Below are 15,956 nucleotides of genomic sequence, written 5' to 3'. Positions count from 1 at the left end.
GCTGAAATGTCCCGCCCAGAAAAAGGAACAGGTTAATGAGTGAACATACGCTTGCTGTCAGCGATTCCACCTTTGAAGCCGATGTGCTTAAGGCATCCGGTCTGGTTCTGGTGGATTTCTGGGCGGAATGGTGTGGCCCGTGCAAGATGATCGGCCCGGCACTGGAAGAAATCGGCAAGGATTTTGCTGGCAAGGTCACGGTTGCCAAAGTGAACATTGATGAAAACCCCGCAACGCCGACCGCTTATGGCGTGCGCTCCATTCCGACCCTCATGCTGGTGCGTGATGGCAAGGTGGTGGAAACCAAGGTAGGCGCTCTGCCCAAGAGCCAGCTTAAAGCCTGGGTTGAAGGCGCTCTGTAACGCCTGAAACACTCAGGGTTGGGCTTTTCTGGCAGGCTGTGTGCGGGGTACGTTCCGGCGCATAATGCTTGGCAGGAAGGCCCAAGCAGCGTAATGCACGCCTCATTGGGGCTGCATGCCCATTTTCATGTCTCGCAGTTGCAAGGTTCAAAATGAGCTGGATCACCGAATATGTCCGTCCCAAAATTCGCGGCCTTCTCCGCCGTGAAGTGCCGGATAATCTGTGGACCAACTGCGAGTCCTGCAGTCAGATGATTCTGACCAAGGAACTGCACAAGAACCTGAATGTGTGCCCGCACTGTGGCCACCACATGAAGGCTCCTGTGACGGAACGCCTTGAATGGACATTTGATAACGGCGAGTTCACCCGTATTGAACTGCCCTCCGCTCCCGTTGATCCGCTAGGGTTTCGGGATCAGAAAAAATATACGGACCGTCTGAAGGACGCCCGCGCCAAAAGCCATGTGGATGAATCCCTTGTGGTGGCGCACGGTACCATTGGCGGGCATCCTGCCGTTGTGGCCGTCATGGCGTTTGAATTTATGGCAGGCACCATGGGCGCGGCTTTTGGCGAACGCTTTGTGGCCGCCGCACGTCTGGCTGTTTTGCAGAAATCTCCGCTGGTTGTTTTCACCGCATCTGGCGGGGCGCGGATGCAGGAAGGCGCCATCAGCCTGATGCAGATGCCCCGCACCACCATTGCCGTGCAGATGCTGAAAGAAGCCGGTCTGCCTTACATTGTGGTGCTGACCAACCCGACAACGGGCGGGGTTACGGCCTCCTTCGCTATGCTGGGTGATGTGCAGATTGCAGAACCCAATGCCCTGATCGGGTTTGCAGGCCCGCGCGTTATTCAGGATACCGTGCGTGAAAAGCTGCCCGAAGGCTTCCAGCGGTCCGAATATCTGCTGGATCATGGCATGTTGGACATGGTGGTGGTGCGTAAAGACATGCGTGCCACGCTGGGCCGCGTGATCGGGCTGCTGACGCGTGCTCCGGTTGGTGCTGAAAAATCAGCACCTGATCGGCCTGCGCCGGTAGAGGAAGCACCCACCGCGGCTCCGTCTGTCTGAGTTTGGCGAGCGTGCCCGCTTCTGCCGCCGGCGCAGCGCCGACAACCGAATTTTCTGGTCGCACAGGTGAGGTGCTGGAGCGCCTCAACCATCTGTACCCTGCGCTGATTGATCTCTCGCTGGGGCGGCTTGAAGCCCTGCTGACCAAACTGGGTAACCCCGAAGAAAAACTGCCTCCTGTAATCCATGTGGCGGGCACCAATGGCAAAGGCAGCACCTGTGCCACGCTGCGCGCCATGGGTGAGGCCGCAGGCTGGCGTGTGCATGTAATGACATCCCCGCATCTGGTGGATGTTACTGAACGCTTCCGTATTGCGGGAAAATTGGTCAGCGAGGCTGAACTGGTCTCTACGCTGGAAGAGATCGAGCGGGTGAACGCAGGCGCGCCCATTACGGTTTTTGAGGTGCTGACCGCCGCTGGTTTTCTGCTGTTTGCTCGCCATCCGGCAGAACTGGCGATTATCGAGGTCGGGTTGGGTGGCCGGTGTGATGCTACCAACGTGCTCAAACACCCGGCCGCATGCATTGTTACTTCTGTTTCCATGGATCATGAGGCCTTTCTGGGCAACACGCTTCAGGCCATAGCGGCAGAAAAGGCCGGAATTTTCAAACCCGGCGTTCCGGCTATTACAGGCGCACAACCGGAAGCCGTGATGCAGGTTTTAGAAGTGGAAGCGCAGAAAGTCGGGGCGCCTTTGCATCGGCGTGGGCACGAGTGGCAGATTACGCCAGAACGTTCTGCCGAGACCGCACAACCGTCTTCCGCACTCATCTTTACGGATGGGCAAGGGACCTTGGATCTGCCTGCTCCGGCATTGTCTGGCCCGTGGCAGATTGAAAATGCCGGTCTGGCCGTGGAGGCTTTGCGGGTTTCCGGTTTGTCTGTTCCCGCCACGGCGTGGCAGGGGATTGGGAACGTTTTCTGGCCAGCCCGCATGCAACGCCTTCATGGCGCTCTGGCTGCGCGTGTGCCGGAGGGATGGGACATCTGGCTGGATGGCGGCCATAACCCCGGCGCTGGCCATGCGCTGGCTAAGGAACTTCAGAACTGGGATGATCGTCCGCTCCACCTGCTGGTGGGCATGAAGCAGACCAAGGATGCATCCGGCTTTCTTGATCCTGTGCTGCCGTACGCCACGACGGTCTGGGCTATCAGTGAACCCAAGCAGCATTTGGCATTGCCGGTAGAGGCCATTGTGGCAGCATCCGGCGGGAAGGCGCAGGTTGGGCCAACACTGGCGCAGGCGCTTGATGGCCTCAAGGCGCAGTCTGAAGGAAAACCGGCGCGGGTGCTGATTTGTGGCAGCCTGTATCTGGCTGGTGTGGCGTTAACGCAGGATGGCTGGCAACCGGGCGCATAAAAGTGCCTGCCAAACATAGCCGTCACCAGTCCGCCAAGCGGAAGAGGCTTTAATAAAAAAGGGGAGAAAATGGTGCCCCCAGTAGGATTTGAACCCACGACCTACCGCTTACAAGGCGGTTGCTCTACCACTGAGCTATAAGGGCACAGCACAACTTGGTGCAGGGGCAGGATTAAAACGGCAATTTTTGACGCACGTCAAGGGCTGGTTTTCACTCCTGGTACAGATTTTTGGCTGTTATGATATTGCATCCCGCAAGGCGCTGGCGCATCTAGGCGATCATGCCGTACTCAGAGCCTGCACCAATGCCCCTTCTTTCTCTGCACGACAGCCAACGCCGCGCAACAGTGCCTTTCACACCGCTCGATCCGGGCCATGTGAAGGTCTATTACTGTGGGCCTACGGTGTATGATCTGGCCCATATCGGTAATCTGCGCGCCATGTTGACGGCGGATGTTCTGGTGCGGCTTCTGCGGCATCTGTTCCCGCGTGTCACGTTTGTGCGAAACATCACGGATGTGGATGACAAGATCACCGCCCGTGCCCGCGCAAACGGGGAGGATATTGGTTCCCTGACGCAGCGGACCACGGAAGAGTTCCATGCCGATCTGGCTGCCATGAACGTGCTGCCGCCTGATATTGAACCCCGTGCCACCCATAATATTGGCGAGATGCAGGCCCTAATCGCCCGCCTGATTGAAAACGGCCATGCGTATGAAGCCGATGGTCACGTGCTGTTTTCTGTCGCCTCTTTCCCATCTTACGGTGCGCTTTCCGGGCGTGATCCTGAAGAATTGGTGGCAGGTGCCCGCGTGGAAGTGGCTACCTACAAAAAAGATTCTGGCGACTTTGTGCTCTGGAAGCCCTCCGATGCAGACCAGCCAGGATGGGAAAGCCCGTGGGGCCGTGGGCGTCCGGGGTGGCATATTGAATGTTCGGCCATGTCGCACCGCTATCTGGGCGAGAGCTTTGATATTCATGGTGGTGGGTCTGATCTGCTGTTCCCGCATCATGAAAATGAACGGGCCCAGAGTCTGTGCTGTTTTCCTCAGGGCAAGTTCGCCAACTACTGGGTGCATAATGCCATGCTGCTGGTGGAAGGGGAGAAGATGTCGAAATCGCTCGGCAACTTCCTGACCGTCCGTGATGTGCTGGCTCAGGCTCCGGCAGAGGCGCTTCGCCTGTTGCTGCTGGGGGCGCATTATCGTTCCACGCTGAATTATACGCAGGCAGGGTTGCAGGAAGCGCGCAAAACGCTGGACCGGTTCTACCGCGCGCTGGCCGCAGGCCCTGTGCCTGAAGCGGATGTGCCGGAAGGTGTGTTGAAAGCCCTGACGGATGATCTCAACACACCCATGGCTATTGCCGAACTGCATGCATTGGCAGGGCTGGCACTGGCGGGAGACCGTGCAGCGGCGGGGGCTCTGAAAGCCGGAGCAGGCATGCTGGGGCTTTTGCAGGAAGACCCGGAAAAATGGTTCAAAGGGGATGCTTCAGAAGATGATGCAGCCATTGAAGCCCTGATTGCCGACCGTCTGGCAGCAAAGAAAGCACGGGATTTTGCAAAGGCCGATGCGCTGCGCGATCAGCTTCAGGCGCAGGGGATTGTGCTGGAAGACAGCAAGGACGGCACCACCTGGAGGCGTGCATGACCGGGCGTGACGGCGGCGCGCCGCTGGAGCCGATAGGCAATACGCCGGTTGTTATTCTGGTGCGGCCTCAGCTTGCTGAAAATATTGGCACGACGGCACGGGCCATGGCTAACGGCGGCCTGTTTCACATGCGCATTGTGGCCCCGCGTGATGGCTGGCCGCAGGAGCGTGCATGGCGTGCCGCCTCTGGCGCAGACCGGATTCTGGATGCTGCAACGGTGCATGAAACGGTGGATGATGCAGTGGCGGACTTACACCATGTGTTCGCCACCTGTCCGCGCCCGCGCCACATTGTAAAGCAGGTCATGACCGCCCGTGGAGGAGCTGCCGAACTCCGTGCTGCAACCAACCGGGGGCTGCGTGTGGGCCTTATGTTCGGGCCGGAGCGGGCTGGTCTGGATAATGAGGATATGGCGCGGGCGGATGGGTTGATTCGCTATCCGCTCAACCCGGCCTTCATGTCCCTTAATCTGGCGCAGGCCGTCATGATCATGGCGTATGAATGGTGGCTTGCTGCGGATCAGACCCCGCCGCGGGAACTCATGACCAATGAAACCCATGTTGCCACCAAGGGTGAGCTTGAAAATTTCATGGGGCATCTGGTGCGGGAACTGGATGAGTGCGGTTTTCTGCATAATGAGCAAAAACGCCCGGGCATGGTGCGGAACCTCCGTCATTTCTTTACGCGGGGGGAAGTGACCGAGCAGGAACTGCGCACCATGCATGGGGTGGTGCGTGAACTGGCCAACAAGAGGCGCGCAAAAGTCTGACTGGTTTTTCAAACTGTCTCTGATCTGTTGGGGGCGGTTTGAAATAAAGGAGCTCCCCAAAGCGACCGGTAAGGACGGACCCGTTTGGGCACACGGTTTGGCGGAGTTACGGTTACCCTGAGCGGGGTGTGTGAGTTACAGACCCACTCTTACGCAGAAGGCTGCGGCCTTCATCGGAAATCAAAGAGAACTGTTTGAAACAGTTGCTCAGGTCGGTCCGGTTTTCTTTTGGCGGCTGAGTGTGCAGGATTTTCGTCCAGATTGTCCGGCATTGAGCCTTCAGATCCGGCTTTATCAGCCTTAAAAACCCTCGTGCCCCGTAAGTGCTGACTTTTCAGGCAGCGTCCAAGCCGAGTTCGTGTTTTTGCGAGAGAAACAGGGAGGCCGGTTATGGTCCCTGTTGAGAGTTTATCTGTCAGGCATGAGGACACACCTGACAGATAAAAAATCCTCAGTCGGCAGCCAGCGGCATGTTGCGCTGAGCCATGGCGGTGGTCACATGGTCTTCCAGTGCAGCCGTAATCTTGTCGGCCTGCTTGGCAAAGATATGGTCCGCTTCCGGAAAGACGCGATAATCAACCGTTACACCCTTCTGGGTGTTCAGTTTGTCTACCAGTTTATGGATGGCAGGTTCAGGAGCCATGTCATCCTTGCCACCAGCAATCATCAGCCCACCACAGGGGCAGGGAGCCAGAAAGCCGAAATCATAGTAGGTGGCCGGCGGCGCAACGCTGATCCACCCGGTAATTTCCGGACGACGCATCAGAAGCTGCATGCCCACAAATGCCCCGAAGGAATAGCCAGCAATCCACAGGCCGGAAGCATTGGGGTTAACCATCTGCATCCAGTCCAGTGCTGCGGCGGCATCTGAAATTTCGCCAATTCCGCCATCATACCGGCCCTGAGACCGGCCGACGCCGCGTGAGTTGTAGCGCATGACCGAAAAGCCCATTTTTTCAAAGGACCGGTACATCGCATACGTAATACGGTTGTTCATGGTGCCGCCGTGCAGCGGGTGGGGGTGCAGCACGAGGGCAAGCGGCGCATTGGGCTCGTTTGAGTGATGGTAACGCCCTTCAAGGCGACCGTCAGGGCCGGCAAACATAACCTCAGGCATTTGTATTCCGCATAATCTTTGAATGCGCCCTTGGGCATGACGCATCCAGGTTTGGCGAAGGTCCCAGCATGGAACGATGCCGCGCACCGTGCCGGAACAGGCGGGTTATCAGGCCCGCAAAAAGGTCAAGAACTGTTCATCCGCTACCATGGAGGGAAGGCAGAGGGCGGCGGGCATACAGTATGGACATGGTATCATGCAAGACGCAGGAAAAGGGGGAGGCAGTTTTTCCGGCATTGACGGCGTCGGAAATGAGGGCATAATCCCCTCGTTCTGTCTCGCGGCCTTCTGTTATGGAAACAGTGTTTCCACAAAAGACGGCCTTGCTGCGCTGTATGGTATCGACCATAAGCCCCTCTATAACGGGTGCGGAGCCGAAATTTCCACATAAATCGTTATAATGGCTGTTTTGTGCCCTTTGCAGAGGACACCATTGCACCCCAGAAACAGGCAGGAACGGGATCATGACCGCACATACACACAGCAGGGATGGCCAGAGCCGTGTTGTGTATCTGGATGCCAACGCCACAGAACCTCTGCGTCCACAGGCAAGGGACGCACTGCTTGAAGCGGCGGACATGACGGGAAATCCCTCATCCGTGCACAGGGCGGGCCGTATGGCGCGGGCCGTGCTGGAAAGCGCGCGGGATACCGTGGCCCAGATGTTCGAGGTTGAACCGCTGAACTGTATTTTCACCTCAGGCGGCACGGAAGCCAATGTGTTGGCTATGCATGGTCTGGGGGAGGGACGTCGTTTTCTGGTGGGGGCGACGGAACATGATGCCGTGCGCAAAGGTGTTCCGGATGGAGCACTGGTTAACTGGTTGCCGGTCACCCACAATGGGCAGGTAGAACTCGACGCATTTGAGGCAGCCTTGGCGGCGGACGAGTCGCCTGCCTTTGTGTGCCTGATGCTGGCCAATAATGAGACAGGTGTGCTGCACCCGTTGGCGGAAGTTGCAGCACTTTGCCAGCGTTATGGGGCGCACCTGCATGTGGATGCCGTGCAGGCAGCCGGACGAATGGCGTTTTCCATCGCAACCATTGGTGCGCAGAGTGTGGCGATTTCCGGCCACAAGATTGGGGGCCCAAAAGGCGCGGGGGCCCTGCTGCTGGCTGGCCCCGCTCCGGCACGGGTAGCCCCTTTGTTTGAAGGCGGTGGGCAGGAACAGGGGCGGCGGGGCGGCACACAGCCATTGCCAGCCATTGCCGGGCTTGCTGCCGCTTTGAAAGCCGCGGTTGAAACCCCGCGTGACCTCAGTCCTTTGCGCAACCGGCTGGAGCAGGCGGCAGTAGCGGCGGGCGCTGTGGTGTGTGGGGCGGAAGCGCCGCGTCTGGGCAACACAACCTCACTGGCGCTGCCCGGGCGGCGGGCCCAAGGGCAGTTGATGCGGCTTGATCTGGCCAATATCTGTGTATCGGCAGGCTCCGCGTGCTCCTCGGGCAAGGTGGCGTTTTCCCATGTCTTGCAGGCCATGGGGTTGGATACTCTGGCTGGAGAGGCGATTCGTGTGTCTCTGCCCTGGAATGTGCAGGAACAGGACATAGATAGGTTTATTCAGGCTTATGTTGGTATGGCGCAAAGTGCCTCCCCGGTTCTGGGGCTATAAGATACCGGCTGCTGGCTGTTCAAAAAGTCTTTCCGCAGACGTCTGATGGGGGACCAAATGGAAGAACTCTATTTCGATCACGCTGCAACTACCCCTTGTGACCCGCGGGTACAGGCTGTGATGATGGCGGCCCTTGAGCAGGAAAACGGCAACCCCCACAGCGCGACACACGACTCGGGCCGGAGGGCGGCTGCACTGGTGGAGGCAGCGCGGCAGCAGGTGGCCGATCTTCTGGCAGCCGACAGCCGTGAGATTATTTTTACGTCTGGAGCGACAGAGGCCAATAATCTGGCCATCAAGGGCGCAGCCCGGCATCTTGCCTCACAGGGCAGCCCGCGCAAACGCATCATTACAGTGGCGACCGAGCATAAATGCGTGCTGGAAAGCGTGCGTGACCTCGCCGCAGAGGGATTCGAGCCCGTTATTCTGCCGGTGCAGCCTGACGGCCAACTTGCGCCCGATGTGCTGGCGCGCGCACTGGAAATTCCGACGGCAGTGGTCTCCCTCATGGCGGCCAATAATGAAACGGGCGTGCTACAGGATTTCACGACTCTGGCTCCTCTTGTGCAGAAGGCAGGGGCACTTCTGCATGCGGATCTGGCACAGGCCGCAGGCAAGATACCGGTAGATGTTTCAGCCATGGGGCTGGCTCTGGCCTCGGTCTCTTCCCATAAACTGTATGGCCCGAAAGGTGCCGGGGCGTTGTATGTGCGGCGGCGGCCCCGTGTGCGGTTGGAACCGCTGTTTTCGGGCGGCGGGCAGGAGCGCGGCCTGCGCTCCGGCACATTGCCCGGCTTTTTGCTGGCCGGATTTGGGGAGGCCTGCCGTATTGCACGTGAAGAGATGGCGAAGGATGCCACCCATCTGGCGACTCTGCGGAGTCTCTTCATGCAACGGTTGACGGAGCGCCTGCCGGGTGTTGGCATCAACGCGGAAAATGCGCCCCATTTGCCCGGCCTGTTTAGTGTGCGTCTGCCAGCCGGGCTGCGCGCGCTTGATGTGCTGGAGGCCGCAACCGGCATTGCCGCCTCGCTTGGTTCGGCCTGTTCCTCGGCTGAACTGGCACCGTCCTATGTGCTGGAAGCCATGGGTTTAACGCGGGAAGAAGCGGGAAGAAGCTTGCGTCTCTCCCCCGGACGTTTTACCTCACCCGCCGAGGCGGAGCGTGCGGCGGATGTGCTGGCGCAGGCCGCCCTGCGGGTACGCGGCCAACGCATGCCCGAAGAGACCGCATGCGTGTGACCCTCACCGCAGTTGAGACAGCCTTGGCAGGATATAAAGACGAATGCCCCAGATGACGTTTGTTGAGCAGGACGGAACAGAGCGTACGGTTGATGCGCCGCTTGGCCTTTCCGTGCTGGAAATTGCCCATAAGCACGGTATTGATCTTGAAGGTGCCTGCGAGGGCTCTCTGGCCTGCGCCACCTGCCACGTGATTGTTGATCCGTCCTGGGCGCCGAAGCTCAATACGCCGACGGATGACGAAGAAGATATGCTTGATCTGGCGTTCGGGCTTGAAAAAACTTCTCGCCTTGGGTGCCAGATCGTGATGACCGAAGATTTGAACGGGCTGGTGGTGCGTCTGCCGCGCACGGCCTGAACACACACCGTTTAACGTAAGAAAGGGAGCGCCCATGCGCATTCTTGTGGCCATGTCCGGGGGGGTGGACAGTTCCGTGGTTGCCGCCCGCCTTCAGGCAGAGGGGCACGAGGTGATAGGCGCCACCCTCCAGCTTTATGATTCGCGCGGAGCCGCCAAAAAGGGGGCCTGCTGCGCGGGGCAGGATATCCGTGATGCACGGGCCGTGGCTGATCGTCTTGGCTTTCCGCATTATGTGATTGATGCCGAGCGCCGCTTTCAGGACAGCGTGATAGAGCGTTTTGCCGATGCCTATGCAGCGGGTGAAACACCAGTGCCCTGCGTGGCCTGCAATCAGGGCGTGAAATTTACTGATCTTCTGGGGTTGGCCAAGGAAATCGGCGCGGATGCCATGGCCACAGGCCATTACGTGCGGCGCGTGGAAGGCCCCGATGGCGTGGAACTGCACCGTCCTGTGGACAGCGCGCGGGATCAGTCTTGGTTTCTGTTTGCCACCACGCGCGAACAGCTTGCGTTTCTGCGCTTCCCCTTAGGTGACATGCCAGACAAGGGTGCCGTAAGGGCGGAAGCGGAAAAATTTGGTCTGATTGTTGCAGGCAAGCCCGACAGCCAGGATCTCTGCTTTGTCAGCGATGGGTCCTATGTGGATCTGGTTGAGCGCATGCACCCGGAAATGGCCGGGCCTGGCGAAATTGTGGACAGTGCCGGGCAGGTTGTGGGCCACCATGAGGGCGTGATGCGCTTTACCGTGGGGCAGAGCAAACGGCTGGGCAATGCGGCGCGCCTGAATGGTGAGCGTCAGATGGTGGTGGGCGTGGAACCGGGCCGCCGCCGTGTGATTATCGGCCCGCGTGAGCACTCTTTTGTCAGTTCTCTTTCCGTGCGGGATGTCAACTGGTTGGTGGATGCGCCGCCGGAGGGCCTTGTCTGCCATGTGCAGATGCGCGCGCGGGAAGTGCCGCGTCCGGCCCGGGTTATTCCCACGGCAGACGGGGCGCTGGTGCAACTGACCGAACCGGCAATGCCTGCGCCCGGTCAGGCCTGTGTGTTTTATGATGGCAGCCGTATTCTGGGCGGTGGTTTTATCCGCCGGGAAGCAGCCGCGTCGGCAGCCTGAGGGAGAGACAGCATGGCAGATGGTCGTCTTGTTATCGGCACGCAGCGTTATTCATCATGGTCTCTGCGTGGGTGGCTTATGGTGAAGCTGGCAGGGCTGAACGTCTCCACACAGGTTGTTCCGCTTGAAGGGGCTGGCCAGACCAAGGCGCTTAAAACCCTTTCTCCCAACGGGTGCGTCCCCTATCTGGAACACAATGGGGCGCAGGTGTGGGATTCGCTTTCCATTGCTGAATATTGTGCGGAGCAGGCCCCGGCCCTGTGGCCTGCGGACCGGTGCGAGCGCGCTGTTGCCCGGTCTCTCTCGGCAGAAATGCATTCGGGGTTTCGTGGCGTACGCTCCACATTCCCCATGAATCTGGGGCGGGACGCTCGTCCTCTGGCAACACCCCTTGATGCGGATGTTCTGAAAGATATTGCGCGTATTGATGCCATCTGGACCGATGCACGTACGCGTTATGGTCAGGGTGGACCCTTCCTGTTCGGGGCGCAGTTCGGCAATGTGGATGCCATGTTCGCGCCAGTTGTCTCGCGCTTTTTGTCCTATTCTGTGCCAGGGCTTTCCGAGACGTCTCTGGCCTATATGCAGGCAGTGCGTCATCATCCCCTGATGCAGGAATGGTACGAGGCTGCGGCGCGTGAGCCGGAAGCGTGGCATCTGGACATGTACGAATCCATTGCGTGATCCCTGACGGGAGGCATCAGGTTTATGATGTCGATGCAGGCTTCTGCCTCAAGACCACAGGATGAGGACGCAATGCCGTTGAAGGTGATGACGGTCCTGCCGCCGAGAGAGCGCTTTGCGGTGGGGGAGGCTGGTGCAATTTCTCTTCTGGTACAGCGCATGGCTGCGCCGGGAGAAATTGTGGTGGGGTTGCCGCCGGACAGCGCACCCTTTGCTGGTATTTCTTTTCTGCCCGTGCAGCGCGTTTTTCGGCCTTTCAGCCGTATTCACCGTTACGCTGGTGGGGTGGCGCGTCTGGCGCGGCAGGTGCAGCCTGATCTGCTGGAAGTGCATAATCGTCCGGATGTGGCGCTTGCCTTGCGCAAACTGTGCCCTACCGTGCCGGTTGTACTGGTGCTGCATAATGATCCCTGTGGCATGCGGCGCGCGCGAACATCGGGGGAGCGCGACAAGCTGGGGCAGGCGGTCGCCATTGTGGCCGTGTCAGAATGGGTGCGTTCGCGCTTTGTCAGCCAGAATGTCAAAGCCTGTGTACGGGTTTTGCCCAATAGTTTGACGATGGCCTCTCTCCCCGCCCAACCGGACCAGCGGGAAAAACGCCTGCTGTTTGCAGGCCGGGTTGTGGCGGACAAAGGGGCCGATGCGTTTGTTGCGGCCTGTGCCCAGCTTCTGCCCCGGTACCCGGACTGGCGGGCGGATATGATCGGTGCGGACCGTTTTGGCCCGGATTCGCCAGAGACTCCCTTTCTGGCAGCACTCCGCCCTAAGGCGATTGAAGCAGGGGTAGTGTTGCATGGCTACCAACCGCATGAGGTCGTGTTGAACGCCATGGCGCATGACGCCATTGTGGTTGTGCCCAGCCGTTGGCCGGAGCCTTTTGGCATGTCCGCGCTGGAAGCCATGGGATGCGGGGCCGCCCTTGTGGCATCACGCAAAGGCAGCCTGCCCGATGTTGTGGGCGACACAGGCCTGTATGCAGACCCGGATGATCTTCCCAAACTGGTTCAGGTTATTGAGCGCCTGATGCTGGATGAACCGCTGCGCCAGACCTTGGGGCAGGATGCCCGCCAGCGGGCGTGGTTGTTTGATACAACCATCGTGCGTGAAAAGCGGCGCCTTCTGCATCAGGACATTGTGCGGGAATGGCGCTGGAAAGGCACCTTCCACGCCTGAAAGATAATTTTGAAAATTTACTCAGACTCGACAAATAGGTCTTTTTTCGCAGGATAAGAGGGGTTTCAAAGGAGTCGCCCCGATTCTACCCACAGTTCCATCCACAGGCTTGTAACGCTGCTTGCATACCCTTGCGAGGTGGGGCGACGGCCTTCACTGGTGGCGTAAAAGGCAACGTCAGGCTACGTGCCAGCAGGTGAAGCCCCTCCGGATGGGGCGCCCCGTAAAGTGTATCCCCTACAATGGGGCAGCCCATGGCGGCGCAATGGACTCGAGCCTGATGGGTCCGGCCCGTGTGCAGATGAAGTTCCAGCCAGCAGAGTGAGTCTGATCGACCCAACACGCGCCAGGACGTTCGGGCAGGAGTGCCTTTTTCGCTGGTGATCATCCGCCAACCGCTGCGATCTGTCTGTTTGAGAAGGGGCAGATCAATTTCGCCAGTATCATTCTTGGGGCCGCCTTGAACAACGGCCCAGTAGGTTTTCTGCGCTGTTCTGCTGGCAAAAGCCTGTTGCATAGCCAGCAAAGGTTGCTTGCGCAGTGCAATGGCCAGGCAGCCGGATGTTTCCGTATCCAGCCTGTGGGCCAGCCATGGTCCATCCTTGCGCCGCGACAGGAGCGGAAAGTAGTCCTCCACACAGGGGCCACCTTTCGGCCCCGCATGCACAGGGATACCCGCCGGTTTGTCCAGTATCACCACATGCTGGTCCTGATACAGCACGGAGAGAGGAAAGGGCGGAGCTGAAAGGGTGCTCATTCCTCGCGGGCGGACCCCACCAGAACCTTGCGGCGGCCTACATGGTCGGCCCGGCTGATAATGCCTTCCTTTTCCATCTGTTCAATCAGTTTGGCGGCGCGGTTGTAGCCAATGGAAAGATGCCGCTGCACGAAGGAGGTCGAGGCTTTCCCTTCCCGCGTTACAATGGCTACGGCTTCATCATACATGTCTGATTCGCCGCTATCTCCGCCGCCCGACTTGCCGCCGCCAGCGGGCGCTTCTTCCACGGGTTCGGCCAGCACGTCATCATCGTAAATGGGTTCGCCCTGTTCTTTCAGGAAGCTGACAACCTGCTCCACTTCGCTATCGGCCACAAACGGACCGTGCACGCGGGTAATGCGGCCGCCCCCCTGCATGAACAGCATGTCACCCTGGCCCAGCAATTGTTCCGCACCCTGTTCACCCAGAATGGTGCGGCTATCAAACTTGCTGATCACCTGAAAGGAGATACGGGTGGGGAAGTTGGCCTTGATGGTGCCGGTAATCACATCCACGGAGGGGCGCTGCGTGGCCATGATCACATGGATGCCAGCCGCACGCGCTTTCTGGGCCAGACGCTGCACACACGCGTCAATTTCCTTGCCGGCGGTCATCATCAGATCCGCCATTTCGTCAATAATCACGACGATATAGGGCATCGGGTCCAGCGTGACGGACTGTTCCTCAAACACAGGGTTGCCGGTTTCAGGGTCAAAGCCCGTCTGCACACGGCGTACCACTACTTCACCATCAGCACGGGCTTCGGCGGCGCGGGCGTTATAGCCGGCAATGTTTCGCACCTGCATGTGCGCCATGGTGCGGTAACGGCGGTCCATTTCCCGCACCACCCATTTCAGGGCGTTCACGGCTTTTGGGGGTTCTGTCACAACCGGGGTGAGCAGGTGCGGAATACCATCGTAAATGGAAAGTTCCAGCACCTTGGGGTCAATCATGATCAGGCGGCATTCATCGGGGGAAAGCCGATAAAGCAGCGAGAGGATCATGGCGTTTACGCCAACCGATTTCCCTGAACCCGTGGTGCCCGCAACAAGCAGATGCGGCATGCGGGCCAGATCACTGAACACGGGCTCGCCCGCAATGTCTTTCCCCAGAGCAAGGGAGAGGTGGGCGGGATCATTCTGCCAATCCGGCTGGCTGAGCAGTTCAGAAAGATAAACCGTCTCGCGTGTCTGGTTTGGTACTTCAATACCAATCACATTCCGCCCGGGCACGGTGGCGATACGAACACTCAGAACCGAGAGCGAGCGCGCAACGTCATCCGCCAGCCCGATCACACGGGCGGAGCGGATACCGGCGGCGGGCTCCAGTTCATAAAGCGTGACCACAGGGCCAGCGCTCATGCCCACAATGGTTCCCTGCACACCGTAATCAGAAAGCACCTGTTCCAGCAGGCGCGCCGTGGCGTTCAGTGCTTCGGCAGAGGGGCCATATTGCGTGTGGGCGGGGGCTGGTTTCAGCAGATCAAGGGGTGGCAGTTCCCAGCCGCCTTTTTTGGCAGATACGGCGGGAGCCTTGGGCGTGCTTGGCCCGGTTGCGTTTTCCTTACCTGTAAACAGGCGACCCAACAGGCCGCTTTTGGGGGCTGGGGTTGCGGCCGTTACAGGTTGCGGCGCAACAGCAGGTGTGGGGGCTGGTGCTGGTGGCTCACGCAGGGCTGGAGCGGTAGAACCTGCACCGGGTGAGACTGCCGGTGCGTCTTCTTCCCGCAGGGCCAGAGCGGTGCCAGGGGGAGTGTGGTCAGGAAGTGAGAGATCATCTTCCTCTTCTTCCTGCGCAAAAAGGGAGTGGGCAGAGGCTCTGCTTGCCGCGTAGGAGGTTTCCTCCGCGGTGGCAAAACGGCCTGCCGTACCAATGGGAGTTTCCTCCTCACGCGGTTTGCGGCTGGCATAATAGCGTACAAAGCGCATGCCGAGCTGGCCCGGCAGACGGAGCACAACCATCACCCCGTGCCATAGCGTTGCCCATTCCTGACGGCGCAGCCCGGTGCCCAGCGCCAGAAGCAGGCATGACAGAAGCAGACCGAGAATCCACACCAGCATGCCACCAGCCGGACCAATGGCGGCTGTCCCGGCGGAAAGCGAGGTCTGGGCGATGGAAAACCCGATACCGCCGCCAATACCAGCTTCTGTGGGCCAATGCATGGGGGGGAGGGCAGTAAACAGAAGGGGGATGGCGGCCAGCAGGGCGCCACTTACCGGTAGAAGGCAGAGGATAGCCAGAAACCGCAAGCCAAACACCACAAGGGATTCGTGGCCCAGCAACCGGTGGCTCATGAAGCGCCAGCCCCATGCCATCAGAATAAAGGCAGGCAGCACGGCCGCCATGCCAATACCTTGCAGCAACGTGTCTGACAGCACAGCGCCCACCATGCCAAGCAGGTTGGTGGGGGGCTGGCCTGTTGCCGTATTGAAAGAGGGGTCTTTCGGGTTGTACGTGGCCAGAGCAACCAGCAGCGCGCAGGCAAGCACACAGAGAAGGAGGCCTCCTCCTTCTTCAAGCCGCAGCCGAAGCGCGCTCTTGTAAGTGGGAAGGACATAGTCGGCAGATCGTGTGTGGCTCGCTCGCGCCAAGGGTCTGGATCCTGACTCCAAATGGCCCTGAAGATCATGCAGGCCAAATGGCAGCCTGTTTCTTTCAGGACAGTTAATTCAAAAACATC

The 15,956-nt window shown here is 59.4% G+C and carries 15 protein-coding genes and 1 tRNA gene; 11 read left to right on the top strand and 5 right to left on the bottom strand.

Annotation, left to right across the window (positions count from 1 at the left end; translation table 11 throughout):
* Nucleotides 1-35: 35 nt before the first annotated feature.
* The 3 genes from trxA to AD948_RS14330 all read left to right on the top strand — a co-directional run bounded on the left by trxA (nt 36) and on the right by AD948_RS14330 (nt 2,796).
* The gene (trxA, locus tag AD948_RS14340) at nt 36-362 is read left to right on the top strand and encodes a thioredoxin TrxA (RefSeq protein WP_006558158.1); all 327 of its coding nucleotides are present in this window, start codon (nt 36-38) and stop codon (nt 360-362) included.
* A gap of 152 nt (nt 363-514) precedes the next feature.
* Nucleotides 515-1,435, top strand: a complete 921-nt coding sequence (accD, locus tag AD948_RS14335) for an acetyl-CoA carboxylase, carboxyltransferase subunit beta (protein ID WP_045541761.1) — start codon at nt 515-517, stop codon at nt 1,433-1,435.
* An 11-nt stretch (nt 1,436-1,446) separates the two neighbouring features.
* Nucleotides 1,447-2,796, top strand: a complete 1,350-nt coding sequence (locus tag AD948_RS14330) for a bifunctional folylpolyglutamate synthase/dihydrofolate synthase (protein ID WP_061472505.1) — start codon at nt 1,447-1,449, stop codon at nt 2,794-2,796.
* Between the two features lie 70 nt (nt 2,797-2,866).
* On the opposite strand, the gene AD948_RS14325 is transcribed toward AD948_RS14330, so the two are convergent.
* A tRNA-Thr gene (locus AD948_RS14325) sits at nt 2,867-2,941 on the bottom strand.
* Nucleotides 2,942-3,101: 160 nt separating this feature from the next.
* On the opposite strand from AD948_RS14325, the gene cysS reads away from it, so the two are divergent.
* Complete coding sequence (gene cysS / locus AD948_RS14320) at nt 3,102-4,448, top strand: cysteine--tRNA ligase (RefSeq protein ID WP_061472481.1); 1,347 nt, start codon at nt 3,102-3,104, stop codon at nt 4,446-4,448.
* On the top strand, nt 4,445-5,218 hold the full coding sequence (locus AD948_RS14315; RefSeq protein ID WP_006558163.1) for an RNA methyltransferase: 774 nt from the start codon (nt 4,445-4,447) through the stop codon (nt 5,216-5,218). Before cysS ends, AD948_RS14315 begins: the two co-directional genes overlap by 4 nt.
* Nucleotides 5,219-5,669: 451 nt before the next feature.
* Here AD948_RS14315 and AD948_RS14310 read toward each other — a convergent pair whose 3' ends face one another.
* Both AD948_RS14310 and AD948_RS18230 read right to left on the bottom strand, forming a co-directional pair.
* Nucleotides 5,670-6,335 (bottom strand): alpha/beta hydrolase, encoded by a 666-nt coding sequence (locus AD948_RS14310; protein ID WP_035382606.1) that lies wholly within the window; start codon nt 6,333-6,335, stop codon nt 5,670-5,672.
* Nucleotides 6,336-6,471: 136 nt separating this feature from the next.
* Nucleotides 6,472-6,684 (bottom strand): hypothetical protein, encoded by a 213-nt coding sequence (locus AD948_RS18230; RefSeq protein WP_140385826.1) that lies wholly within the window; start codon nt 6,682-6,684, stop codon nt 6,472-6,474.
* 115 nt (nt 6,685-6,799) lie between these two features.
* On the opposite strand from AD948_RS18230, the gene AD948_RS14300 reads away from it, so the two are divergent.
* Genes AD948_RS14300 through AD948_RS14275 form a run of 6 tightly spaced genes read left to right on the top strand, consistent with a single transcriptional unit; the run spans nt 6,800 to nt 12,519 of the window.
* A complete protein-coding gene (locus AD948_RS14300) occupies nt 6,800-7,945 on the top strand; it encodes a cysteine desulfurase family protein (RefSeq protein ID WP_061472480.1) in 1,146 nt (381 codons plus the stop codon).
* Between the two features lie 57 nt (nt 7,946-8,002).
* Nucleotides 8,003-9,187 carry a cysteine desulfurase family protein gene (locus AD948_RS14295; protein WP_061472479.1) on the top strand — a complete coding sequence of 395 codons (1,185 nt, stop codon included), beginning with the start codon at nt 8,003-8,005 and terminating at the stop codon, nt 9,185-9,187.
* Between the two features lie 43 nt (nt 9,188-9,230).
* Complete coding sequence (locus tag AD948_RS14290) at nt 9,231-9,545, top strand: ferredoxin family 2Fe-2S iron-sulfur cluster binding protein (RefSeq protein WP_006558169.1); 315 nt, start codon at nt 9,231-9,233, stop codon at nt 9,543-9,545.
* Nucleotides 9,546-9,579: 34 nt separating this feature from the next.
* Entirely contained in the window at nt 9,580-10,662 is a 1,083-nt protein-coding gene (mnmA, locus tag AD948_RS14285; RefSeq protein WP_006558170.1) for a tRNA 2-thiouridine(34) synthase MnmA, read from the top strand.
* Between the two features lie 12 nt (nt 10,663-10,674).
* Complete coding sequence (locus AD948_RS14280; protein WP_061472478.1) at nt 10,675-11,346, top strand: glutathione S-transferase; 672 nt, start codon at nt 10,675-10,677, stop codon at nt 11,344-11,346.
* A 33-nt stretch (nt 11,347-11,379) separates the two neighbouring features.
* Entirely contained in the window at nt 11,380-12,519 is a 1,140-nt protein-coding gene (locus AD948_RS14275) for a glycosyltransferase family 4 protein (RefSeq protein ID WP_061472477.1), read from the top strand.
* A gap of 85 nt (nt 12,520-12,604) precedes the next feature.
* Here the strand turns inward: AD948_RS14275 and AD948_RS14270 are convergent, their stop codons facing one another.
* Nucleotides 12,605-13,276 (bottom strand): RluA family pseudouridine synthase, encoded by a 672-nt coding sequence (locus tag AD948_RS14270; RefSeq protein WP_061472476.1) that lies wholly within the window; start codon nt 13,274-13,276, stop codon nt 12,605-12,607.
* The gene (locus tag AD948_RS14265; RefSeq protein WP_061472475.1) at nt 13,273-15,867 is read right to left on the bottom strand and encodes an FtsK/SpoIIIE family DNA translocase; all 2,595 of its coding nucleotides are present in this window, start codon (nt 15,865-15,867) and stop codon (nt 13,273-13,275) included. Before AD948_RS14265 ends, AD948_RS14270 begins: the two co-directional genes overlap by 4 nt.
* Nucleotides 15,868-15,956: the final 89 nt, after the last annotated feature.

Source organism: Acetobacter senegalensis (assembly GCF_001580995.1).
GTDB lineage: Bacteria > Pseudomonadota > Alphaproteobacteria > Acetobacterales > Acetobacteraceae > Acetobacter > Acetobacter senegalensis.
The sequence above is the reverse complement of the archived record's forward strand: the minus strand, read 5'-3'. Positions and strand labels throughout refer to the sequence as shown.

Excerpts from the sequence above, each read along its gene's own strand:
- trxA (WP_006558158.1), top strand. The coding sequence starts at position 36 with ATGAGTGAACATACGCTTGCTGTCAGCGATTCCACCTTTGAAGCCGAT.
- accD (WP_045541761.1), top strand. The coding sequence starts at position 515 with ATGAGCTGGATCACCGAATATGTCCGTCCCAAAATTCGCGGCCTTCTC.
- cysS (WP_061472481.1), top strand. The coding sequence starts at position 3,102 with ATGCCCCTTCTTTCTCTGCACGACAGCCAACGCCGCGCAACAGTGCCT.
- AD948_RS14315 (WP_006558163.1), top strand. The coding sequence starts at position 4,445 with ATGACCGGGCGTGACGGCGGCGCGCCGCTGGAGCCGATAGGCAATACG.
- AD948_RS14310 (WP_035382606.1), bottom strand. The coding sequence starts at position 6,335 with ATGCCTGAGGTTATGTTTGCCGGCCCTGACGGTCGCCTTGAAGGGCGT.
- AD948_RS18230 (WP_140385826.1), bottom strand. The coding sequence starts at position 6,684 with ATGGTCGATACCATACAGCGCAGCAAGGCCGTCTTTTGTGGAAACACT.
- AD948_RS14300 (WP_061472480.1), top strand. The coding sequence starts at position 6,800 with ATGACCGCACATACACACAGCAGGGATGGCCAGAGCCGTGTTGTGTAT.
- AD948_RS14295 (WP_061472479.1), top strand. The coding sequence starts at position 8,003 with ATGGAAGAACTCTATTTCGATCACGCTGCAACTACCCCTTGTGACCCG.
- AD948_RS14290 (WP_006558169.1), top strand. The coding sequence starts at position 9,231 with ATGCCCCAGATGACGTTTGTTGAGCAGGACGGAACAGAGCGTACGGTT.
- mnmA (WP_006558170.1), top strand. The coding sequence starts at position 9,580 with ATGCGCATTCTTGTGGCCATGTCCGGGGGGGTGGACAGTTCCGTGGTT.
- AD948_RS14280 (WP_061472478.1), top strand. The coding sequence starts at position 10,675 with ATGGCAGATGGTCGTCTTGTTATCGGCACGCAGCGTTATTCATCATGG.
- AD948_RS14275 (WP_061472477.1), top strand. The coding sequence starts at position 11,380 with ATGCAGGCTTCTGCCTCAAGACCACAGGATGAGGACGCAATGCCGTTG.
- AD948_RS14270 (WP_061472476.1), bottom strand. The coding sequence starts at position 13,276 with ATGAGCACCCTTTCAGCTCCGCCCTTTCCTCTCTCCGTGCTGTATCAG.